This is a genomic window from Psychrobacter sp. PSi21, from assembly GCF_054960615.1.
Genome location: NZ_JBHNYR010000020.1, coordinates 50,049 through 71,904, shown reverse-complemented (window position 1 = coordinate 71,904; position 21,856 = coordinate 50,049). Strand labels below are relative to the sequence as shown.

The following is a 21,856-nucleotide window of genomic DNA, read 5'->3' as shown; positions in this document are numbered from 1 at the left end:
GCCTAGTAATTGGTTCAAATCAAAAATTCAACTTAAGATTTATGGTTAATAATAGTATAGGCAAACCAGCTTTGAATCAGAAATACTTACTTATAGATGAATATGGTAATACAAAATTTGGAACAACTGATAGTAATGGGTTTACCGAAATGATATACACATCTCAAAAAACAAAATTTAGTATTCATATTATTTTGAACTAAGAGGTTTCGATGATTTACTACACTCAACCAGTTGTCATAAAAGAATTACCAGAATTTTTATCTATAGAAGACATTATTTTTGAGATAAATTTTTCAGAACATCCTTCTAAAAAAATTCAAGGTGTTTTATTTATACCCTCCTATCCTTTATATAAATATCAAAATGTATCATTGGTAATAAATATATGTGTCGTTTTTATAAAAAAATAAAATTATCTACTTCTGAAAATAAAAATATAAATACAAGAAAGGTATATTTGAAATCAACAATTTCAAAGACATGCGAAATAAATACAAACATTTGTGAATTTTGTTTAAAAATAAAAATATATACTATTGATAAAAAAGCAATAAAGCAATAAAGCAATACTTATGGATAAGGAAAGAACTATAGAAATATCAAAATAATTTAGAAAAAATATTGGATATTATATTTACAGAAGAAGTGGCGATTTAAATATAACATCAAAAGAAACTATATAAATAATCAAACTCTTATAAAGAATAAATATATAAAAAATCTTTAGATTTTTTCAAAGAAAAATCTATATCACTAGGGTCAAAAAACCACCCTCCTTTGATATATAAAAATATTATGGTCGAGGTTTTTGAAAACTTTCTTAAGGATACAAAAAACCCCAAACAAGTTATTGAAGATATTAATAGCATATTTGGTAAAAATCTTGCAGAAAACTCATCTACTGAAACCTATGCTTTTTACCATATATACGAAGCGCTAGTAAGATTAAATGAAAGTAATCCTGGCTATGATAAAATTCAACATTTTACCCATAGTGCATACTTAGCTTATACCTCATTTAAAATATCTGTGGACACAACTCAGTATGGCGCTGAATTATGGGATGCGGTGAGTAGTGGTAGTTACGCTGATTATAAGTCTGATATGTATGCAAATAACTTAGGTCAAGCTTATGGTAATATGCTATACGAACGTTTTAATTAGATCTATTATATAATTAGTCGCTAGCCCTTCCAGCTCCATTTTTATAGTTCATTAGACCTCTTGCAAAAGTCATAGGTTAAGCTCGGAATTAACGATACCAGCAAATAGCTTCATTCTACGATCATAGCGCTGACGCCGGTTGCGATATTTATGAGCCACGATTTTGAACAACTTGATTAAGCCTATTTTATGTTCAACCACAATACGGAACCTTGCCAGATAGTGATTGGCCTGTTTGCATATCTCCAGTAACTGACCACCACGAGGTTTCTTAAATGGCGTGAAAGTTTGGTTATGTAGTTTTGCTAACCCCTGATAACCACTATCGGCTAATAGCTTAGCGTCACAAGGCAACCAGTCAGCATAAGTATCTCTATAGAGCTTAAAATCGTGGATCGACCCTTTGGATGTTTGCACATCTAATATCAAGCCTGTTTGCCAATGAACAATAACCTGCGCTTTTAAGGTATATTGTTTTTTCTTACCGCTATAGTAGTCTCTTTGGTTTTTTTTGGACGCTCAATTGGGGTTTCGGTCGCATCGACGATGACGATGCTCCAATTGATGTTCTCATCGATGCGACTAGGCAGTTTTTTGGGCAATTCAAACTTTCCTGAATCAATAAGAACGTCCTCTACTTTACGAATGATACGGCTAGCTGAAGATTCATGAATACCAAAGTCCATACTGATATGATAAAGCGTGCGGTATTCACGCCAATAAGTCAGGGCTAGTAGTATCTGCTCCTTAAGACTGAGCACGCTTGGTCTGCCTGATTTGGTCTTTTGAGCCTCATGCTCTTGCATGGCCACAAGCATGTCATAAAAGGTGGCTTTATGAATGCCCGTATAGCGTTTAAAACCAGCCTCACTTTGGTTGAGTAGCTTGTCTATGTTTGGTATATCTATTAAGTAAGTAGCGTTCAATAATATACGCTGTGTCTTACAACTACTTTTGCAAGAGGTCTACTAAAAAAGGTTTAAACATGCTTTATAAGAATATTTTTTACTCAATATCAATATTTTTTATTGAGATTTTCATATATTTTGCTTTATTTTATGGATTCTCTCATACTGAAAATAATTACATATTATACTCATCAGATATCAATGAATATCACGCATCCCTTATAAGATTTAATATAATAATACTTATATCTAATATTTTTATATTTTTTCTTTCTCGATCTATACTTAGAATAAAAATTAAATTATTTAATATATTTATATTATTTATTTCTTTAATAAATTTTTCACTTTCTTATATTTTTATATTTTCCGAGATTCATGATAATTATATAGATGTAAGAGAAGTATCTATATTTCCCATTTTAAAAAATAATATTTTTTATGCAGATATATATTACTGCCTGCCTGCCTTATGGGCTACTATATATATTATATATGTTTATAGAAAAATAATTAAATATAATTAATTAAAAAATACGTATATTGAAATATTAACTTCCTTTAAAATAAAAAAATCGGAGTAATTTTATTTTACCAAATAGATCTCTTGCATAAGTCATCGCTAGCCCTTGTGACTTCGTTAGTTAAAGTCAATAAACTGGTACTTTTGCAAGAGGTCTAATGCACTAGCTAATGACATGCCTTGATATTATTTACTTTTTCAATTTCTTTTTATATCTCACCTTGCGCCGTGCGCGCCTCCAAGCCAAGGCGCAGTCGCACCCCCGTGCTTCTGATAGGATCAGGCGGTATCCAATTTGGCGCTGCATGTTGCCGGATAAAATCAAGCGCCACGCTGGGCTTATCGCAGATCCACTCTGCCATGTAATATCCCAAATACGTGCCTTTTGCCACGCCAACGCCATTCATCGCCGCCGCTGCGTATACACCTTGGGCATGCTGCGTGAACACAGGCTCATGATTGGTGGTGACGCAGATAAGACCGCCCCACGTATGCTCAAATGGGACGTTGGATAAGTGTGGAAACCGCGCGACATACGATTGTCGGTGCTGCGCTTGGGCTGACGTCAGTAGCGCCTGATTGCTGGTCAAATTGGGCTGATAGTTGAGTACATTACGAATAAAGAGGCGCCGATCAGAGGTTAGGCGTACCGTTGTGCCCGCAGCATGTGCAGAGGTCAATCCCCACGGCTGCATCGATGCAAATGATGACAGCTCCGCATCACGTAGCGGACGAGTCATGCTGGCGTAGGTAAAGACTGGTGTGATGGCACGCCGCCCAATACCAAACTGCTCACTAAAGGCATTGGTCGCCATGACGATGGTATCAGCGCTCAATTGCGCATTTGCCGTCTGTATAGTCTTACGCACAAAATCAGCATGCAGAATCGGTGAGTTTTCTAACAACGTCACATTGCTTGGCAGCGCACTGGCTACTGAAATAGCAAGCGCGGCTGGATTGACCAAAATATTACCTGCAGTATAAACTGCCTGCTGATAGTAGTCAGTGCCCAGCCTGTTGGCGAGTGCGCTCCCCGCGAGGGTCTCGTAGCGCTCGCCGATACTTTCTAGCATGGTCGTAAACGCGCTCAAATTGGCAATATGTTTGTTCTCATGTGCAGCCAAATACTTGCCTGCCGCATGCCAGCACACATCTAACCCTTGCTGCGCTTGAATCGCTTGTAGCCGCGCAATCGCCATGTTGTTTAAATCTCGAAACATGCCGTTCAATACTGCATCAGGCTTGGCAGGATCTAAAGTATGCGGCACATCAATGATGAACCCTGCATTGCGTCCTGACGACCCTTGCCCCACCTCAAGCGCGTCGACCACCGCGATGCGCGCCTCAGGCCGCAGCTCAGCCAATCGCCCAGCAGTGGCCAGCCCTGTAAAGCCTGCGCCCACAATTAGCACATCAAAATGCGCGTTTTCTGTCGCTTGTCTCACAGGCATTGGACGCATAAAAGGGACAGTCTCTAGCCAGCCAATTTGTCCGTCACTAGTATGCGTGGGTAGATGTTTGATCGGTTGCATGGTGCCGCTCCAGCCTCTTAGCCAGTATGACTAACAGACACATTGAATGGATAACTTATACTGATTTTATCAGACAACCTCATGGCGCTGACAGTCAGCCTATCTCAAAAAAGCAAAAAAAAGAGACTACCGTAGGTCAAATAAAAATCCCCAGCTTAAACGCTGGAGATATTGGCAGTGGTCACTAGATACATACGAGTAACCAGCATCATATTCAATTCGTGTTCAATCAAGCATCAAACTGTCTACCAGCAGTTGAACACTGGTATTTAACGCCTCATTGGCGAATTTTTTATTTCTGAGACTATGCTTAGAAACCGCTTCGATTTGCTCAGAAAAATCAGAGTAATGCTGCGTGACGGCCCAAATGTGAAAAATCAAATGGATAGCAGAAACGGACTTGATCTTATCCTCAGCAATCCACCCATCAATCACAGCGACCTTTTCTCGTACCAAGCGCCGCAAAGGCCCTTTTAGCACCGCCATCAGGTGAGGGGCGCCTTGCATGATCTCTAAAGCATACAGTCTTGACGCTGCAGGCGATTTTTTTGAAATCTCATACTTTTTTTCAATATAAGTAGTAAGCGCAACTTTTGGGTCTTGGTCGGCATTAATCGCCCCTAAAGGGGATAACCACTCGTTGAGCACCATTTCCAAAACAGCAATGTAAAGCACCTCTTTGCTTTGGAAGTAATAAAATATATTCGATTTAGAGATGTTAGCTTCTTCGGCGATTTGCTCCATACGCGCCCCATTGAACCCTTCTTGGGAAAAGACGATCAATGCGGCGTTCATAATATGTGCTTTCTTTTTTAAAATTTTTGCACTGGTTTCGATTTCTTCTAGCGCGTCTTCTCTCACTGTCTCGTCCCTCATCTTAAAGTCAGATCCACCCACTGTGACATGACTAATGTATTGGTTTAAAAAAGGCTAAAGCCATCTTGAGCTGCCCTGTCCGACTCGGATGTTTACTTTATCGTTGATTTATCAATATGGCCTACGGCGCGCCCTGCCTAGGCTGTGCAGCTGACCAAAACAAAGGCATTAATAGCAATCAGTAATGGCAGCAGCAGTCATGGTAGTCAGTCACGTGCCGAGTTATCAGGTTGCTTGGCCGCAGTCTGACATCAGCCCATCTCCTCTTTAGCCTCGCCCTAATCCTCACCTTTTAAATTACCACCAAACATTCCACCCGCACTATGCTTGCAAGGCTGTTCTGCACTATTTTATAACAAACTGCACTGCTTTATAACACCTTGCACTATTTTTACGCATATTTTTAGACCATATGGTTTAAAAATTTTTCTCGTAAAAATTTATAAGCATTTGATAAATATAATTAAAATTTCATGGTATGGATTTTGCTTACTGAAAAATACAAAGGATCTTCCTTTGATAGCGCTTTTCTTCTCTCTTGATATTTATAGGTGACCTCATGGAAATAGGAATTTTTTGCCCGATTGGTAACAATGGTTGGTTAATTTCAAAAAATGCGCCGCAGTATCAGCCTACCTTTGAGCTGAATAAGCAAATCGTGCAGCAAGCTGAGCACTATGGTATGGACTTTGCGCTGTCGATGATTAAGCTGCGCGGCTTTGGCGGGGAGACGGAATTTTGGGACTATAACCTTGAAAGTTTCACCCTTATGGCGGGACTTGCAGCCGTCACCTCCAAAATAAAAATCTATGCCACATCGGCAACCTTAGTCATGCCCCCAGCCATCGTCGCCAGAATGGCAGCGACACTGGACAGCATCTCAAACGGGCGCTTTGGCCTCAATGTCGTGACAGGCTGGCAGCAAGCAGAATATGGACAGATGGGCATGTGGCCGGGTGATGACTATTATGGCAAGCGCTATCAATACCTCTCTGAATACGTTCACATTTTACGCGACCTTTGGCGCACTGGTCAGTCTGACTTTAAGGGTGAGTTCTTCCAGATGGATGACTGCCAAGTGAAACCCATCCCCAAGGCAGATATGAAGATCATCTGCGCAGGGCAGTCCGATACGGGTCTGGAATTTTCGGCCAAATACGCCGACTACAATTTTGTCTTTGGTAAAGGCTTGAACACGCCCACGGCTTATGCGGGTATCAATGATCGCCTAAAGGCGCAAACCGATAAGACGGGCCGCCATGTATCAACCTACGTCCTCTTTATGGTCATCACCGATGAGACCGATGAAAAAGCGCAAGCAAAATGGCAGTCGTATAACGACGGTGCGGACTTTGAAGCTATTGATTGGTTGCAGTCACAAGGTGGTAAGGACAAAACCTCAGGAACAGACACCAATGTCCGTCATATGGCCTCAAGCGTGTCACCCGTCAATATCAACATGGGCACGTTGGTTGGCTCGTTTGAAAATGTCGCCCGCATGTTAGACGAGATTGCCGAAGTAGAGGGCACAGATGGCGTCTTACTGACCTTTGATGATTTTGTGCAAGGGGTTGAGGATTTTGGCAATAAGATTCAGCCCTTAATGACCAGCCGTATCAATGTCGATACCCCCGTACCCAGCCAAGCTGTCAGCGAAGCCTAATAAAAGGAGCGACCATGAACTCGGTTAATACAGTTTGTGCAGACTTTACCAAAGCATCAGCGCCCATCTTAGCGGCAGCGCCTGAATCCATTCAGTTAGATCCAGCCCAGACGGCATTGATTGTCGTCGATATGCAAAATGCCTATGCCAGCCAAGGCGGGTATCTGGATCTGGCTGGGTTTGATGTCACAGCGACCAAACCTGTCATCGACAAGATCAAAGACGCGGTAGACATTGCCCATCAAGCGGGCATACCAGTCATCTATTTTAGAAATGGCTGGGACAACAAATACGTGGAGGCTGGCGGCGCAGGTTCTCCCAACTATCACAAGTCCAATGCCCTAAAAACCATGCGTCAAAATCCTGAGCTTGACGGCACGCTATTGGCCAAAGGCGGCTGGGATTATGAGCTGGTGACTGAGCTAAGTCCCACCGATCAAGACATCGTCATAGACAAGTCTCGATATAGCGGCTTTTTTAATACCAGCTTAGACAGTGTCTTGCGGTCACGCGGCATACGCAATTTATTGTTCACTGGCATCGCCACCAATGTTTGTGTTGAGTCAACGCTGCGCGATGGCTTTTTCCTTGAGTACTTTGGCGTATTGCTCGATGACGCCTGTTATCAAGCAGGCCCCGCCGCAGCGCATGACGCCGCACTCTATAACGTCAAAACTTTTTTTGGCTGGGTGTCTGATGTTGCCAGTATGCAGCAGTGTTTTGTAGACCACTAATGTGTGAATACCTATTGTTGAAATAGGCATTCACACCGCTCACTAGCCTTTACACCAATTCAATCACTTTAGGAATACCGCTATGTCTAAACAAGTCGTCATACCCGAAGGTACCAGCAAACCATTGGCTCCTTACGTCCCTGCCACCAAGGCCGATAACATCGTTTATGTTTCAGGCACGCTACCCTTTGATGACAATAATGATGTCGTCCATGTCGGCGATGCCGCCGCACAAACCCGTCATGTATTGACCACCATCCAAAACGTCATTCAATCTGCTGGCGGCAATATGGATGATGTGACATTTAACTCCATTTTTATCAAAGACTGGTCAGATTATGCAGCGGTCAACCAAGTATATGCAGAGTTTTTTCCCAATGAGAAGCCTGCACGTTTTTGTATCCAGTGCGGGCTGGTCAAACCAGACGCCTTAATCGAGATCGCCTCCATCGCACACATTGGATAGCTCACATTGGATAGCTTATATTGGATAACGCCCTATGTTTATCCGTAACGGCATGGCGTCACTTTAAGTTGACCGAACCTTTCACCGTAACGGGGCGCTTTAGTTAACGACACATGTGACGAGACATTGTTCAAAAGGAAATGACAGATGAATACAGTAATTGACAACAATCAAGCCGCGCAGCCTTCATCAATGACACATCAGTCTAAGGGATCAGTCACCTCTACGGCAGGCAACTTAACCGACGTGCAGCAATCTTTTAGAAATGCGATGAGCAAGCTTGCAGCAGCAGTCAACATCATCACCACTGAGGGGCCAGCTGGTCGGGCAGGCTTTACCGCTTCTGCGGTGTGCAGTGTCACGGACACACCGCCGACCCTATTGGTGTGTTTAAACAGAAGCGCCTCTGTTTACGAATTTTTTAAAGAAAACAAGGTGCTGTGCGTCAACACGCTAGCGCTTGAACACAAAGATTTGAGCGGTGTGTTTGGCGGTAAAACGGCTTTGGAAGATAGGTTTGATCAGGGCAGTTGGTCCACCTTATCAACAGGATCACCTGTGTTAGAGGACGCCATTATCTCGTTTGATTGTCAGGTAAAGCTGATCAGTTCGGTGGGCACCCACGATATTCTGATTTGTGAAGTATTGGATATCAAGCACAAAACGGATTGTGAGAGTCTCATCTATTTCAATCGAGACTATCATCAATTAAGTAAGTGTACAAAGTAAGTACCATACCTTCGACGCTTTGAGGATATTAAAAATGGATAAATGGTTTGTTAAATGGCGTCCCTATACGGGAAATCTAGAAACGACGCCAGTTGGTATCAATGAGTACTTACCAATGGGTAAAAGTGTGGTGCTGGGCGCGCAGCATTCATTCGCTATGTTTGGGGCGACCATTCTAGCGCCGCTACTGATGGGGTTTGATCCCAGCTTAACCATGCTGATTACAGGCATTGGTACGATACTCTTTTTTCTCATTACAGGGGGGCATGTGCCCAGTTATCTGGGCTCAAGCTTTGCCTTTATCGGTGCGATCGCTGCTGTAACGGGATATAGCGGCACAGGCATGAACCCCAATATAGAAATTGCGCTTGGGGGCACGCTGGTCTGCGGGGTGCTTTACGCGCTGGTTGGCCTGCTGGTGATGAAAACAGGGACGGCGTGGATTGAAAACTTGATGCCGCCTGTGGTCACGGGGTCAATCGTGATGATTATCGGCCTAAACCTAGCACCTGTTACCATACAAAGCGTCGCGGGCAGTAGCTTTGATGCTTGGCTGGCGCTGGTCACCGTGCTGTGTATCTGTACGGTCGCCATATTTACCAAGGGCATGATCAGACGCTTGCTGCTACTCATCGGACTCATCGCCGCCTATTTTATCTATTTTTTATTGACCAATGTCTTAGGCATGGGCACCCCAATTGATTTTGGCCCCGTTGCCAATGCCGCTTGGTTTGGCCTCCCTACCCTATATCATCCCGTTTTTCAAACCAATGCCATCCTCATCATTGCCCCTGTATTTATCATCTTGATTGCTGAAAATCTTGGACATTTCAAAGCGGTAGAAGCCATGACTGGCAAGCGCATCTCACCGTATATGGGCAGAGCCTTCTTCGCTGACGGTCTGTGTACCACACTGTCTGCATCGGTCGGCGGTACAGGGATGACAACGTATGCAGAAAACATTGGCGTGATGGCCGCGACCAAAATCTACTCCACCGTCGTCTTTGTGATAGCAGGGGTTTTTGCCATTGCATTAGGCCTGTCGCCCAAATTTGGCAGCTTGGTCAGCACCATCCCCGTACCCATTCTCACAGGCGCTTCAATCGTGGTCTTTGGTTTGATTACCATCGCTGGTGCGCGCATTTGGATGAATGCAAAAATCGACTTTAGCAAAAACGGCAATATGTTGGTCGCCGCCGTGCCTGTCATTTTGGGTACTGGCAACTATTCAATCAACATTGGCGGCTTTGATTTGGGCGGTATCGGCACAGCCACCTTTTTGGCCATTCTTATGAACCTTGTGTTTAATTTTAAAAACAAACCAAAAGCGGTGAGCGCGACCGATGACAAAGAGACTGCTATCTCAGAGCCATTGTTAAGTGTCAACCCATAAACGCAACGGCCCCTTTGCCCTCAAACATCAACATCAACAAGCCACCTAAAGCCTCTCATCAATGCAACAACAATGCAACAACACGGCTAAAAGGCAGAGGTGGTCTTATTGCGCAACATTACTTTTTAGATCAGGGACTTTTCAGACAACCTGCCTGCCTTTTTTAGCCTGTTCGCTGTCCATTTTTTAACGCCTCTCAGATAAAGGACATATAACAACCAAGCATTATTTTTATAGCAACCAAACGGTGAATTTTATGAATACCAATACAATACCCGACATCATTGAAGATATTAAAGCGGGAAAAATGGTCATACTCATGGATGATGAGGACAGGGAAAATGAAGGCGACTTGATCATGGCAGCCACGTTAGCCAAACCTGAAGATATCAACTTTATGATCACGCAGGCAAAAGGGCTGGTGTGTTTGACCTTGACTGCCGCGCGCTGCAAAAAACTGAACTTACCGCTGATGTGTAAAGACAACCAAGCGCCTTATAGTACCAACTTTACCGTTTCGATTGATGCAGCAGCTGGTATCAGTACGGGCATATCAACGGCAGATAGAGCCAAGACGCTCAGAATCGCCGCCTCTCAAGACGTTACCGCTGATGATGTTGTCACCCCTGGACACATTTTTCCTCTGATGGCCAAAGAGAAAGGCGTGTTAGAACGGGCGGGGCATACCGAAGCAGGTTGCGACTTAACCAGACTGGCAGGCCTCACCCCTGCAGCAGTGATTGTCGAAATCATCAATCCAGACGGCGAGATGGCGCGTAGCCCTGATTTATTTAAATTTGCCAAAACCCATAACCTAAAAATTGGCACCATAGCGGCATTGATCACACACATCGAACGTGAAGCATCCCTCAAAAGCGAGATGGACGCTGAGCATTTTAAAAACAGGCTAACCTACGATTATGACCACGCTGATGACGGCAGTGCTGAATGGATAGTGTCCGTTTGATCTGATATTCGCCACTAAGGCGGGTGTAGATATTTTGACCGCCTTTTACCTCTTATTAAAATGGGACGATTGCTTATGTTAGTTAAAAGATATCCTTGCCAAAATAACACTGCAACAACGGTGGTGTTTAGCTCAGGCTTGGGCGGGCATGCTGAGTTTTGGTTGCCCCAAATTGAGGCTTTTACCGAGCAGTATCATGTACTTTGTTATGAACAAGAAGGGGTAGCACCTGATAGCGATGAATTACCAGACAACTATGCGATGCAAGACTTGGCGGCGCAGCTCATTCATATTTTAAAAAAAGAAGCGCTGTCTCATTGTCATTTTGTCGGTCATGCGCTTGGTGGGTTTATTGGTATTGAGGTTGCCCATCAAGCGCCAGAGCTCATAGATAAGCTGGTCATCTTAAACGGCTGGAACAGCCTTGATGCGCATACGATCAAGTGCTTTAGTATGCGCCAAAGCTTACTACAAGACTCAGGTGTTGAAGCTTTTGTCCGCGCCCAAGCCATCTTTTTATACCCGCCGATATGGATTTCAAATAACATCGAGGCGCTAACACAAAAAGAAGACAACGCCATCGCGCATTTTGCACCCATCAAGAATGTCCTGACCAGACTAAAAGCCTTACAAACCTATCAGCCGCTCATCAATGCCAACCACATTAAACACAGCACGTTGGTGTTGAGCAATCTTGATGATGTCTTAGTACCGTGGCAGCGCGGTTTGGCGCTGGCTGACCATATGCCCAATGCTCAGTTTGAGCTGATGCTGACGGGTGGCCATGCCAGCACCATCACAGAGACAGGGTCAACCAATCAAAAAATCCTGCAATTCTTATCCAAAACCTAACATCAATAAGGACATATTATGACTGAGTCACTCTCGTTATCTTCGGCAGGTCTTAACCAGCTGTTTCATAAAGCCAGATCCTTTAACGCTTGGCAATCAAAAGACGTGCCAGATACGCTAATCAGAGAAATCTATCGTTTGGTTAAAATGGCGCCCACCTCGGCCAACTGCTCCCCTGCTCGGTTTGTGTTTTTGAAATCGCCTAAAGCAAAAGCGCTTCTCCAGCCAGCACTGTCATCAGGGAATATCGAAAAAACAATGACGGCCCCTATCACGGTGATTGTGGCTTATGATGCAGAATTTTATGAGCAGCTTCCAAAACTGTTCCCACATACTGATGCCAGATCATGGTTTACCTCTAGCCCTGAGCTGATAAAAGAAACCGCGTTTAGAAACAGTTCTATGCAAGCGGCTTATCTGATTTTGGCCTGTCGAGCCTTGGGGTTAGATACTGGCCCCATGTCTGGATTTGATAATCAACTGGTAGACCGCACCTTTTTTAAAGACAGCACGTGGACCTCCAATCTACTCATCAATATCGGTTATGGTCAAGAGGATCAGTTGTACCGCCGTCTGCCACGGCTGGACTTTGATGAGGCCTGTCAGATTTTATAACTCCCCAAATAACAGACAAAAAAATCCCCAGTACGAATACTGGGGATTTTTAATATTTGGTAGGCGTAACTAGATTCGAACTAGCGACCTCCACCATGTCAAGGTGGCGCTCTAACCAACTGAGCTATACGCCTTTGTAGGTCACGCATTTTATCAGGTTTTTGAGGTGTTGCAAGCGTTTTTTAATAAAAAGAGGATTTATTTTCAAAACTGGCAACGAATCGCTTGCAGCCACCCAAAGAATGCTTAGTGCTCACGCGTATTGCTAAAAGCGACTTCTGGATAGCGATCTTGCATCAACTGTAAGTTGACCCGTGATGGTGCAAGATAGGTCAGATAACCACCACCATCGATAGATAACTGGTCATGGGCTTTTTTCTTAAATTTCGCCAGTGCCACGTCATCATCACAGTGAATCCAGCGCACGGTGGCGATAGACACAGGCTCAAAAGTACATTGTACTTTGTACTCTTCTTTAAGACGATGCGCGACCACTTCAAACTGGAGCACACCGACCGCGCCTAAGATCAGATCATTATTGATCTGCGGCATAAACACCTGCGTGGCGCCCTCTTCACTGAGCTGCTGCAAACCTTTTTGTAAGGCTTTTGATTTAAGCGGGTCTTTGAGCACCACACGGCGAAACAACTCAGGGGCAAAATGCGGAATACCGGTAAAGCTCAGCTCCTCGCCTTCGGTGAAGCTGTCGCCGATAGAGATGGTTCCATGATTGTGCAGACCGATGATGTCACCTGGGTAGGCTTCTTCTAGTGCTTCACGGTCACCTGCCAAAAAGGTCAAGGCATCAGCGATACGCACGTCTTTACCCAAACGCACGTGCTTCATTTTCATGCCTTTCTCGTACTTACCAGAGCACACGCGCAAGAACGCAATACGGTCGCGGTGACGCGGATCCATGTTGGCCTGAATCTTGAACACAAAGCCACTAAACTCAGTCTCAGTGGCGGCGACTTCACGCTCATTGGTCGGATGCGCTTTTGGCGGCGGCGCGTACTTGACCAAGGTATCCAGTACCATGTTGACACCAAAGTTACCCAATGCCGTACCGAACAATACTGGCGTCATCTCGCCTGCTAAGAACGCGTCAACGCTGAATTCTTCGAGCGCCATTTGTACCAGCTCAAGCGATTCTTCAAAGGCGTCAAACATCAACTGCCCCAGACGCTCACGAATATCAGGATAATCATAGCCCTCGCGAGTCTCAGCGACCGTCATCTTGCCGCCGTTGCCTTTCTCGTAGAGATAGGTTTTGTTTTCTGCGAGGTGATAGACCCCCACAAAATCTTGTCCCATACCAATCGGCCATGTGACGGGTACGCATTTAATTTTTAGTACCGCTTCGATTTCGCTGAGTAGCTCAAGCGGCTCACGAATCTGGCGGTCGAGCTTGTTGACGAACGAAATAATTGGCGTATCACGCATGCGGCACACCTCCATCAACTTGATGGTTCGCTCTTCCACCCCTTTTGCCCCATCGACCATCATCAGCGCGCTGTCTACGGCGGTCAAGGTACGATAGGTATCTTCACTAAAGTCGGCGTGACCTGGGGTGTCGAGTAGATTGACCATATGGTCTTTGTAGGGAAACTGCATGACAGAGGTGGTGATTGAGATACCGCGCTCTTGTTCCATGCTCATCCAATCTGAGGTGGCATGACGGTCGGTTTTTCGGCCTTTGACCTCACCAGCTACCTGAATGGCCTGACCCCATAGGAGTAGCTTTTCAGTCATGGTGGTTTTACCCGCATCAGGATGCGAGATGATGGCAAAGGTGCGACGTTTGGCAACCTCACTGGCAAGTTTGGCTGGCTGAATTTTGGATTCTGCGCTCATAATCAATGGCTTATCGTTAATTTTTAGAAAGAAAAAAGTGGGATATATCAGTTGGTATGCAGGGTTGTGGTGCCCGTATTGTAGCGGATTTGCACCAAAGATGCTATTTTTGCCAATGCTAACCGCCTGCCTTTTGGCACCGTTTTGCAGTGTAAACGCGCCCCATACAAAATGATAAAAAGCGACAAAGCCATTGGCCTTATCGCTTTTTAGCGTTTTAAGAGATGCTGTTATAGTCGTCAATACTCAATAAAAAAGACGCATCATGACAAATGCGCTCGATTTAACGCGATTTTTCTTGCTTGCGGTGACTGTGTCTTTCGATGCTACGAGAATACCATTAACTCTCGCTGTATCTTTTTATAAAGAATCCACTATATCAGTAGTAACGCTTGATTTGCGCCTCCAAGAAATCGGCCGCCTCATCATTGACCAAGGTACAGTCAACCACACCGTTGGTACTGTTCATATTCGGTGTGGTGGTGCCACTAGCAACGCGCTGTGCATTATAAATCCTGTCCTTATAATCCACGCCGCTATAGCGGTATAGCGGATCGCTGCTGGTGGCAAAAAACGTGACCGTAGCCGCGTCGTATTGATTATTCACGCCCACGCTATATTCTGTGGTGGTCGATGGGCGGTTGTCCGTGAAGCGGCGCTCATAATCATTGATCCACGCCTCTAGCGTTTGACTGATGCTCTCATCTTTGTTGTTAAAGGCCAAAAATTCACGCTCACTGCTCGTCACAGGTATATAACACACTGACCCTGCGGGAAAGGAGACATTGCTTGGAATATTTGTATATTGGTTTAACGCCGTACGAATACCCGCACTGCGATTGGACTGAGTGGCAGGCCGATAGCTGCTGGCATCGACACCAGATAAATTTAAGGTTTTATAAGTGACTTTATAATTGAGTGCGTCGCTGCTATTGTTATCCTCGATGGGCGATGTGACCGTGCGACCATCGACGTTAATATCGTCATTACTCAGCGTGCCCTCAAAGTTGTTTGCCAGCACGATCCGATTCAAACCATTATTGTTGTAATTGGTATAGTTTTTAACGATATTTTGGATGGTGATTTTGCGCTCCCCTGTGCGGTAGGTATCGTTAATACGGGCGATGGCCAAGCCATTGGCTTGCGCATCATAACTGCTGTCAAATTGAGTAACCGTGATTTGACGGTCGTTGTCGGCACCATAACCATATACCCCGTCATCCTCCTCACAGCCTGTCAGTACAAGGGCAAACGCGCCAATCATTAAAGGCATAGCAAAAGGAGCAATCAGAGCAGGTTTCATAACAAGATATCCTATATATAGACAATAATAGTGACCAACGCTTGCTAAGCGTAGCACCAAACTTAATTTTAGAATATATGACTTTTGTTCTCATTAACATAGACAGGCGGTGCTTGCTGGGCTGGGCTGGGTCATGGTTTTGAATAAATGTTATAGGCGCTATTTTTATTCGCCGACCACACTGGATGTATAAAAATTGGTAAGGCGCACTTACAAATTGATAGCATTCGTTTACTACGGCTATATAGAGCGCGGCGTCAGATTTGTTATGCTAGATGGGCTTTGACGGCAGTGCCAGTATTAATATAAGCCAATGTGCATACAAACAGTCATTACGATGATGTCACGCTTAGGCAGTGCCAAGTACATGATGAAAATAAGCACCATCCATAACAACAGTACACATAACAATAGACAATACAGGACATTTTATGAAAACATTATATTCAACCCAAGCAACTGTCACTGGCGGCCGTGCAGGCAGCGCAAGCTTAAGCGATAGCGACTTGAGCATCAACATGGTACCACCTGGTGGCAACCAAGAAGGCAACAACCCAGAACAGCTACTGGCTATGGGTTATGGTGCTTGTTTTGATGGCGCGCTCGGCGTGGTTAAAAAAATGGAAAGCGCCAGCTTTGCTTCGACCGTTGAGACCACTGTTGCCCTACTCCAAGGTGACAGTCATGACTATAAACTTGACGTAAAAATTCACGTCATCGCTGAAAAGACTGATCTATCTGCTGAAGAAATCCAAAAGCTGGTCGAAAAAGCGCATGAAGTTTGCCCATATTCCAAAGCCACACGCAACAACATCGATGTCGAAGTGACGTCAGAGGTCAAATAACACCGCCCCAATAAGTCATTCATGGCTTAGACTGACGGTTTAGGCCGTCACTGAAAAAAAGAATCTGGCCATTGCTGGGTTCTTTTTTTTGTGTTGGCGTCATCGATTTTGTGCCTACAGTCCTTATCAAGGTTTACCGATTCGGAAAAGACCACGTTTATCGCTATAATGAACACACCATGTATCCCGATAACCATAACACGATTTGCCAGTGGTGCTGACTAACAACCATGATTGGTTTTTAACGTAGCCATTATCATGCGCCGATAGACTGACGCCGCACTACCTGTCCGCCCTTTTCTGCTTTTATTATCTATCATCAATAAGTGACCTCTATGACCGAGAATAGCCACAATTCACACCGCGCCCTCGACCCCGCGTTGTTGCCTAACTTTGATACCATGCCCAACGTCGCCACCATGAATACCGAGCATGTGGACAAGACCAAGCCACCCTTTATCTTGGTCGATGGCTCTTATTACCTGTTTCGCACCTACCATGCGCTGCCCAAAATGATCACCACCCAAGGCCAGCATACCAACGCCATTCGCGGGACGCTCAATGCCTTGTTAAAGCTGATGCGCCGTTACCACCCAACCCATATGGCAGTGGCCTTTGATACCCGTGCGCCAACGTTTCGCCATCATTTATCTACCGAGTATAAGGCCAGTCGCCCGCCGATGGATGTCGAGCTGTCGCAGCAAATTGCGTTTGTCCATCGTTTGGTGCATGCGCTTGGGCTGCCGCTGCTGCGTATTGAAGGCGCGGAAGCCGATGACATCATTGGTACGCTGGCGCAGCGCGCAGTAGCAGAAGGACATCATGTGGTCATCTCCACAGGTGACAAAGACATGGCGCAGCTGGTCAACGACTGCGTGATTTTAGAAGACAGCTTTACGGGGAAAATCACGGACAGTGATGCCGTGGTCGAAAAGTTCGGCATCAAACCCGATCAGATGATTGACTATTTGACCTTGATGGGCGACTCCTCAGATGGCATCAAAGGGGTGCCCGGTATCGGTAAAAAAACCGCCAAAGATTTGCTCAATAAATATGACGATATTGGCACAATTTTGCAAAACGTCGCCGATATCAAAGGCCGCGCGGGTAAAAACTTGGTAGAATATGCCGAGGATATTCCGATGAATGCGCAGCTGGCCACCATCGTTACTGACTTGGACATCGGTCAAGACTGGAACGATTTGCAAATCAACACCGACCCATGCGCCCATATTGACGAGCTGCGCGCACTGTATACCGAGCTTGAGTTTAAAAATGAGCTGGCCTCACTCGACCATCCCAACCACCCTGCCAATGCGCAAGGCGTGGCAGCAAGCCAAGCAGCCACCGAATCACAAGCGCAAATTGCCAAGTCATTGCAATCAACCAAGATTGACAATGTCAAAAACAGCAAAAACCACGACAAAGCATGGCACACCATTTTGGACATGCCAGCCTTTGACACCTTGCTTGCTCGCCTTGAGCAAGCGCCGCATTTTGTCCTTGATACCGAGACCACCAACATCGACTGGCGGAAAGCAGACATCGTTGGTTTATCTTTTGCCCTAGAGGCGCATGAGGCTTACTACATTCCGTTAGCTCACGCTTTAGAAGAGGATGAGCTGACCACAAAACAGCTGGATCGTGACACTGTGCTTGCCCGCCTAAAGCCAATCCTAGAAAACCCCAAGATTGGTAAAATCGGTCAGCATCTAAAGTATGACACACACATTCTCAGTCATTACGGCATCGATTTGATCAGTCGCGCCGCCAGCGACCGCGTAGATGCCAGCAACAACTGGGCCATGGACACCATGCTGGCAAGCTACGTCATCAACGCGGCCATCACGCGTCACGGCATGGATGATTTGGCGCGCCACTACCTGCACACCCAAACCATCAGTTATGAAGATGTGGCAGGCAAAGGCGCCAAGCAGGTCAGCTTTGATCAAGTGGCCATCGACATTGCCAGCGATTATGCTTGCGAAGATGCGGACATCACTTATCAGCTGTTTGACTTGTTTAGTGACGAGTTGGCAAACGACAGCAACAATGCCAAGTTGCTACATCAGCTTGAGATACCCGTCGCTGAGATACTGTGTCAAATGGAAGCCGAAGGCATTTTAATCAAGCGCTCGTTTTTAAATGAGTTATCCAAACGCTTTGATGAAGAGATCATCGCGTTAGAGCAGCGCGCTTATGAAGTGGCTGGCGAAGAATTTAACTTAGGCTCGCCAAAGCAGCTCGGCGAGATGCTATTTGACAAGCTTGGCGTGGCTGGTGGTAAAAAAACCAAGTCTGGTCAATACTCGACTGGCGAAGCTGTATTATCAAAAATCGATCACCCCTTGGTCGATATTACCTTAGAGTATCGCGGGTTGTCTAAGCTTAAAAGTACCTATACCGATGCCTTAGATAATGTCGCAGACAGCGAGACCGACCGGGTACATACCAGCTACCATCAAGCGTTAACCAGTACAGGTCGCTTGTCCTCGACCGATCCCAATTTACAAAACATTCCCATCCGTACTGCCACAGGTCGCCTCATTCGCCAAGCCTTTATCGCGCCAGAAGGCCGCGTGATCTTGGCCGCCGATTACTCCCAAATTGAGCTGCGCTTGATGGCTCATTTTTCAGGCGATGACAACCTGACACGCGCCTTTAACGAAGGGCTAGATATTCACACCGCCACGGCTGCCGAAGTATTGGGCAAAGACGTAACCGATGTCAGTGCCACCGAGCGCCGTAATGCCAAAGCCATTAACTTTGGTCTGCTATATGGCATGAGCGCCTTTGGACTTGCCAAGCAGCTACAAATGAGCCGAAGCGAGGCGCAAGAGTACATTGACATGTATTTTAACCGTTACCCCAGCGTCAAAGCCTATATGATCAATACCCGCGCCAGCGCCTATGAAAATGGCTATGTCGAGACCATCTTAGGTCGCAAGCTCTACACCCCTGACATCAATAGCAGTAACCGTATGGTCAAGCAGGCCGCTGAACGCGCTGCCATCAATGCCCCCTTGCAAGGTTCGGCAGCTGACATCATCAAGCTGGCGATGATCGCGGTGGATAAGGTGTTGCCAAAAGAGCAGGCCAAAATGCTGCTGCAAGTCCATGATGAATTAGTATTTGAAGTCGATAAAGACAAGGCGGAAGACATAAGTACCCTGATTCAAGAGGCCATGCAAGACGTGCTGAGCACCACCGCTACTGAGCGCGGCTGGTCTGTTGATTTTGCGGTACCGCTACTGGTCGAAACCGACACAGGCAGCAACTGGGATGAAGCGCATTAATTTATATGGTTCGAAAGGCGCTTAGCGTTATGATTACTGAAAACAGCTTTATTGAACATGCAGGCGCAGCTTTATTGCTCGCCTGTATGCTGAAATGTATACACTACGTGGTTATTAGCAGCTACAAGCAAGGGCGTTATTTTTGGATCGCCGCATGCTTTATCTTTACTTTAGTGCTGCGAAAAGAGCTTAACTACTTACCTGATCTGCTCGTCCCTGCCAATTTTTTATGGCTGGGTCAGGGCTATGACTGGTGGGAGGACATGATATTATCAATATTTGGCGGCATTGCTTTGGTCTTGCTCGCGATGTCCAGACCTTATTGGGTTTATATCCTTAAACGCGTGCCGCTGATACTTTATGTCATCGTCGCTGTACTGGCAGCGCTGCAATATGTCGGCGAGCATGCGATACTGTTTTCCGAGGCATCCGGTGTGATGATCGAGGAGCTGTCCGAGGATATTGTGTATACCATCGCGCTGGTGTATCTATGGCGTTTAGGACTGATCACACTTGAGCAAAAAATGATGACCATCAAAACCTTGGCGCGCACGAAAGATAGAGATACAGACCCATCTACATAAAAGCCACTGACAGTACGAAGGCTGACTGGTATTGATATCTTGACAACCAAGGCGTATAAGGTGTGTTCTACCGTACCTATGCATGAGAAAAATTAGGCGCCGTTGACAGGCACCTCCTTAGCGTCAGCCTCTTACCCACAAGTCTTAATTTTTAAGGAAAATCAATGAACATACTCATTACTGGTGCCTCCCGTGGCATTGGCCTTGCAACCGCCAAACGCTTGGCCGCAAAAGGGCACAGCGTCGGCCTATTTGATATTGATAATGACGGACTTGAGCGCGCGATCAATGATAACGCCTTTACAAAAGCACGTAAGCAAAACCGCGTTATTCAAGGTCATTTAGATGTTACCCAGCCTGAGGCTTGGGATGATGCCATCACCCAGATGATTGATAATTTTGGCAGCATTGATACCTTGATTAATAACGCTGGTGTATTGGTCACTGGCACCCTGCCCTCAACCGACTTGGGCAAGCAGTTGTCACTGATTGATATCAACTGTAAAGGCGTGCTGATCGGTTGTCATAAGCTTGCGCCTTATCTTGCCGATGCCAAAGATGGCAAAATCATCAACCTCTCTTCAGCCTCAGCCATTTACGGCCAGTCTGAGATTGCACCATATTCTGCCAGTAAGTTCTTTGTACGCGGCTTGACCGAAGGCTTAAATGTCGAGTACGAAAAACTGGGCATCAAGGTTATTGATGTCATGCCGCTATGGGTGAAGTCTGACATGACCAAAGACGTGAGCGTCACCAGCATTGAGCGTTTGGGCATCAATCTCACCGTCGATGATGTGGCAAAAACGCTTTGTAAGCTTTCATGCCGCCCCAACCGCAAGATTTCTTGCACCCACTATCCCATTGGCATGCCTGCCAAAGTTTTACAAAAACTGGCGCAGGTCACGCCTGATCCCATGGTACGCTGGCTCAATATTCAAATGAGCGCCAAATAACCATATGATGTGCGCTGATCATGTTATCCGATACACAATGGCTGCCTGTCAACGATAAGGCAGCCGTTTTTTATGCCTAACGCGTGTTTAATACCACTCGGCGCCTTACATTTTTTGAACATGTTGTGACACCTTGCTACTGGTAGCAAAGCCACTGACAAGGCACACTGATTGCTATTACATAAGTAGGCTTTACCACAAGCATAACAATTAAAATCAATAATATTCAATATCACAAAGGATGCCCGCATGGACAACTCAAAAACACCGCTCCCAGAAAATATGGATCGTATCGATAGCAGCAACGCCACTGAAGACAATCAGCAAGTCGACCTCGATAATCCCATGCTACACACCATTGACGATGATCCTGTGATTGATAACAGCGCTGGTTTTAGCAACAGCCAAGTCGGTACTACTGACGATGGCAGCCAAGGCGTAACCCCCATGCACCGCCAAAACATTGACGAAGCCCGTGTTGATGAAGTGCTGGTCGACGATAACTTGGACGACAGCGACTATCCTGATATCGTTGATATTGCTGACAGAGAAGCTGCCGAGCACAGCAATGATGACGAGTAAATCAAGTCCTCATT

General features: G+C 45.5%; 19 protein-coding genes, 1 tRNA gene and 3 pseudogenes. 16 read left to right on the top strand and 7 right to left on the bottom strand.

What is annotated here, in order from left to right:
• From ACFI32_RS12835 to ACFI32_RS12825, 3 genes and pseudogenes are all read left to right on the top strand, one after another.
• A pseudogene (locus ACFI32_RS12835) lies at nt 1-203 on the top strand (hypothetical protein); the annotation flags it as partial.
• Nucleotides 204-212: 9 nt separating this feature from the next.
• Nucleotides 213-413, top strand: a complete 201-nt coding sequence (locus ACFI32_RS12830) for a hypothetical protein (protein ID WP_462626989.1) — start codon at nt 213-215, stop codon at nt 411-413.
• 385 nt (nt 414-798) lie between these two features.
• A complete protein-coding gene (locus ACFI32_RS12825) occupies nt 799-1,167 on the top strand; it encodes a hypothetical protein (protein ID WP_462626988.1) in 369 nt (122 codons plus the stop codon).
• A gap of 69 nt (nt 1,168-1,236) precedes the next feature.
• Here the strand turns inward: ACFI32_RS12825 and ACFI32_RS12820 are convergent.
• From ACFI32_RS12820 to ACFI32_RS12805, 4 genes and pseudogenes are all read right to left on the bottom strand, one after another.
• A pseudogene (locus ACFI32_RS12820) lies at nt 1,237-1,620 on the bottom strand (transposase family protein); the annotation flags it as partial.
• Between the two features lie 8 nt (nt 1,621-1,628).
• On the bottom strand, nt 1,629-2,093 hold the full coding sequence (locus ACFI32_RS12815) for a transposase family protein (RefSeq protein ID WP_462626987.1): 465 nt from the start codon (nt 2,091-2,093) through the stop codon (nt 1,629-1,631).
• A 714-nt stretch (nt 2,094-2,807) separates the two neighbouring features.
• Nucleotides 2,808-4,130, bottom strand: a complete 1,323-nt coding sequence (locus ACFI32_RS12810) for an NAD(P)/FAD-dependent oxidoreductase (RefSeq protein WP_462626986.1) — start codon at nt 4,128-4,130, stop codon at nt 2,808-2,810.
• Nucleotides 4,131-4,355: 225 nt separating this feature from the next.
• Nucleotides 4,356-5,006, bottom strand: coding sequence for a TetR family transcriptional regulator C-terminal domain-containing protein (locus ACFI32_RS12805; protein ID WP_462626985.1), 651 nt, complete (start codon nt 5,004-5,006; stop codon nt 4,356-4,358).
• Between the two features lie 559 nt (nt 5,007-5,565).
• On the opposite strand from ACFI32_RS12805, the gene rutA reads away from it, so the two are divergent.
• The 8 genes and pseudogenes from rutA to ACFI32_RS12765 all read left to right on the top strand — a co-directional run bounded on the left by rutA (nt 5,566) and on the right by ACFI32_RS12765 (nt 12,425).
• Complete coding sequence (gene rutA, locus ACFI32_RS12800) at nt 5,566-6,669, top strand: pyrimidine utilization protein A (protein WP_462626984.1); 1,104 nt, start codon at nt 5,566-5,568, stop codon at nt 6,667-6,669.
• Nucleotides 6,670-6,683: 14 nt separating this feature from the next.
• Nucleotides 6,684-7,403, top strand: a complete 720-nt coding sequence (gene rutB / locus ACFI32_RS12795) for a pyrimidine utilization protein B (RefSeq protein ID WP_462626983.1) — start codon at nt 6,684-6,686, stop codon at nt 7,401-7,403.
• Between the two features lie 82 nt (nt 7,404-7,485).
• Nucleotides 7,486-7,869, top strand: a complete 384-nt coding sequence (gene rutC / locus ACFI32_RS12790) for a pyrimidine utilization protein C (RefSeq protein WP_462626982.1) — start codon at nt 7,486-7,488, stop codon at nt 7,867-7,869.
• Between the two features lie 192 nt (nt 7,870-8,061).
• A complete protein-coding gene (gene rutF / locus ACFI32_RS12785; protein WP_462626992.1) occupies nt 8,062-8,598 on the top strand; it encodes an NADH-dependent FMN reductase RutF in 537 nt (178 codons plus the stop codon).
• Nucleotides 8,599-8,632: 34 nt separating this feature from the next.
• Nucleotides 8,633-9,991, top strand: a complete 1,359-nt coding sequence (locus ACFI32_RS12780) for a solute carrier family 23 protein (RefSeq protein WP_462626981.1) — start codon at nt 8,633-8,635, stop codon at nt 9,989-9,991.
• Nucleotides 9,992-10,247: 256 nt separating this feature from the next.
• Nucleotides 10,248-10,835 (top strand): annotated as a pseudogene (ribB, locus tag ACFI32_RS12775) (3,4-dihydroxy-2-butanone-4-phosphate synthase); the annotation flags it as partial.
• 198 nt (nt 10,836-11,033) lie between these two features.
• The gene (gene rutD, locus ACFI32_RS12770; protein WP_462626980.1) at nt 11,034-11,810 is read left to right on the top strand and encodes a pyrimidine utilization protein D; all 777 of its coding nucleotides are present in this window, start codon (nt 11,034-11,036) and stop codon (nt 11,808-11,810) included.
• A gap of 18 nt (nt 11,811-11,828) precedes the next feature.
• Entirely contained in the window at nt 11,829-12,425 is a 597-nt protein-coding gene (locus ACFI32_RS12765) for a malonic semialdehyde reductase (protein WP_462626979.1), read from the top strand.
• A 57-nt stretch (nt 12,426-12,482) separates the two neighbouring features.
• Here the strand turns inward: ACFI32_RS12765 and ACFI32_RS12760 are convergent.
• The 3 genes from ACFI32_RS12760 to ACFI32_RS12750 all read right to left on the bottom strand — a co-directional run bounded on the left by ACFI32_RS12760 (nt 12,483) and on the right by ACFI32_RS12750 (nt 15,582).
• Nucleotides 12,483-12,559: transfer RNA gene (locus ACFI32_RS12760), tRNA-Val, on the bottom strand.
• Between the two features lie 112 nt (nt 12,560-12,671).
• On the bottom strand, nt 12,672-14,279 hold the full coding sequence (locus tag ACFI32_RS12755; protein ID WP_462626978.1) for a peptide chain release factor 3: 1,608 nt from the start codon (nt 14,277-14,279) through the stop codon (nt 12,672-12,674).
• Between the two features lie 379 nt (nt 14,280-14,658).
• Complete coding sequence (locus ACFI32_RS12750; protein ID WP_462626977.1) at nt 14,659-15,582, bottom strand: hypothetical protein; 924 nt, start codon at nt 15,580-15,582, stop codon at nt 14,659-14,661.
• 431 nt (nt 15,583-16,013) lie between these two features.
• Here ACFI32_RS12750 and ACFI32_RS12745 point away from each other — a divergent pair, with 431 nt between their 5' ends.
• The 5 genes from ACFI32_RS12745 (at nt 16,014) to ACFI32_RS12725 (ending at nt 21,842) form a co-directional block, all read left to right on the top strand.
• Nucleotides 16,014-16,427 (top strand): Ohr family peroxiredoxin, encoded by a 414-nt coding sequence (locus ACFI32_RS12745; RefSeq protein WP_462626976.1) that lies wholly within the window; start codon nt 16,014-16,016, stop codon nt 16,425-16,427.
• A gap of 335 nt (nt 16,428-16,762) precedes the next feature.
• Nucleotides 16,763-19,723, top strand: coding sequence for a DNA polymerase I (gene polA / locus ACFI32_RS12740; protein ID WP_462626975.1), 2,961 nt, complete (start codon nt 16,763-16,765; stop codon nt 19,721-19,723).
• Nucleotides 19,724-19,752: 29 nt separating this feature from the next.
• Nucleotides 19,753-20,307, top strand: coding sequence for a hypothetical protein (locus ACFI32_RS12735; protein ID WP_462626974.1), 555 nt, complete (start codon nt 19,753-19,755; stop codon nt 20,305-20,307).
• A gap of 164 nt (nt 20,308-20,471) precedes the next feature.
• Nucleotides 20,472-21,260 (top strand): SDR family NAD(P)-dependent oxidoreductase, encoded by a 789-nt coding sequence (locus ACFI32_RS12730; RefSeq protein WP_462626973.1) that lies wholly within the window; start codon nt 20,472-20,474, stop codon nt 21,258-21,260.
• A gap of 249 nt (nt 21,261-21,509) precedes the next feature.
• Nucleotides 21,510-21,842 (top strand): hypothetical protein, encoded by a 333-nt coding sequence (locus ACFI32_RS12725; protein WP_462626972.1) that lies wholly within the window; start codon nt 21,510-21,512, stop codon nt 21,840-21,842.
• Nucleotides 21,843-21,856 lie beyond the last annotated feature (14 nt).

Excerpts from the sequence above, each read along its gene's own strand:
- rutD (WP_462626980.1), top strand. The coding sequence starts at position 11,034 with ATGTTAGTTAAAAGATATCCTTGCCAAAATAACACTGCAACAACGGTG.
- ACFI32_RS12810 (WP_462626986.1), bottom strand. The coding sequence starts at position 4,130 with ATGCAACCGATCAAACATCTACCCACGCATACTAGTGACGGACAAATT.
- rutA (WP_462626984.1), top strand. The coding sequence starts at position 5,566 with ATGGAAATAGGAATTTTTTGCCCGATTGGTAACAATGGTTGGTTAATT.
- ACFI32_RS12780 (WP_462626981.1), top strand. The coding sequence starts at position 8,633 with ATGGATAAATGGTTTGTTAAATGGCGTCCCTATACGGGAAATCTAGAA.
- rutC (WP_462626982.1), top strand. The coding sequence starts at position 7,486 with ATGTCTAAACAAGTCGTCATACCCGAAGGTACCAGCAAACCATTGGCT.
- ACFI32_RS12755 (WP_462626978.1), bottom strand. The coding sequence starts at position 14,279 with ATGAGCGCAGAATCCAAAATTCAGCCAGCCAAACTTGCCAGTGAGGTT.
- rutF (WP_462626992.1), top strand. The coding sequence starts at position 8,062 with ATGACACATCAGTCTAAGGGATCAGTCACCTCTACGGCAGGCAACTTA.
- rutB (WP_462626983.1), top strand. The coding sequence starts at position 6,684 with ATGAACTCGGTTAATACAGTTTGTGCAGACTTTACCAAAGCATCAGCG.
- ACFI32_RS12730 (WP_462626973.1), top strand. The coding sequence starts at position 20,472 with ATGAACATACTCATTACTGGTGCCTCCCGTGGCATTGGCCTTGCAACC.
- ACFI32_RS12750 (WP_462626977.1), bottom strand. The coding sequence starts at position 15,582 with ATGAAACCTGCTCTGATTGCTCCTTTTGCTATGCCTTTAATGATTGGC.
- polA (WP_462626975.1), top strand. The coding sequence starts at position 16,763 with ATGACCGAGAATAGCCACAATTCACACCGCGCCCTCGACCCCGCGTTG.
- ACFI32_RS12745 (WP_462626976.1), top strand. The coding sequence starts at position 16,014 with ATGAAAACATTATATTCAACCCAAGCAACTGTCACTGGCGGCCGTGCA.
- ACFI32_RS12825 (WP_462626988.1), top strand. The coding sequence starts at position 799 with ATGGTCGAGGTTTTTGAAAACTTTCTTAAGGATACAAAAAACCCCAAA.
- ACFI32_RS12735 (WP_462626974.1), top strand. The coding sequence starts at position 19,753 with ATGATTACTGAAAACAGCTTTATTGAACATGCAGGCGCAGCTTTATTG.
- ACFI32_RS12765 (WP_462626979.1), top strand. The coding sequence starts at position 11,829 with ATGACTGAGTCACTCTCGTTATCTTCGGCAGGTCTTAACCAGCTGTTT.
- ACFI32_RS12725 (WP_462626972.1), top strand. The coding sequence starts at position 21,510 with ATGGACAACTCAAAAACACCGCTCCCAGAAAATATGGATCGTATCGAT.
- ACFI32_RS12830 (WP_462626989.1), top strand. The coding sequence starts at position 213 with ATGATTTACTACACTCAACCAGTTGTCATAAAAGAATTACCAGAATTT.
- ACFI32_RS12805 (WP_462626985.1), bottom strand. The coding sequence starts at position 5,006 with ATGAGGGACGAGACAGTGAGAGAAGACGCGCTAGAAGAAATCGAAACC.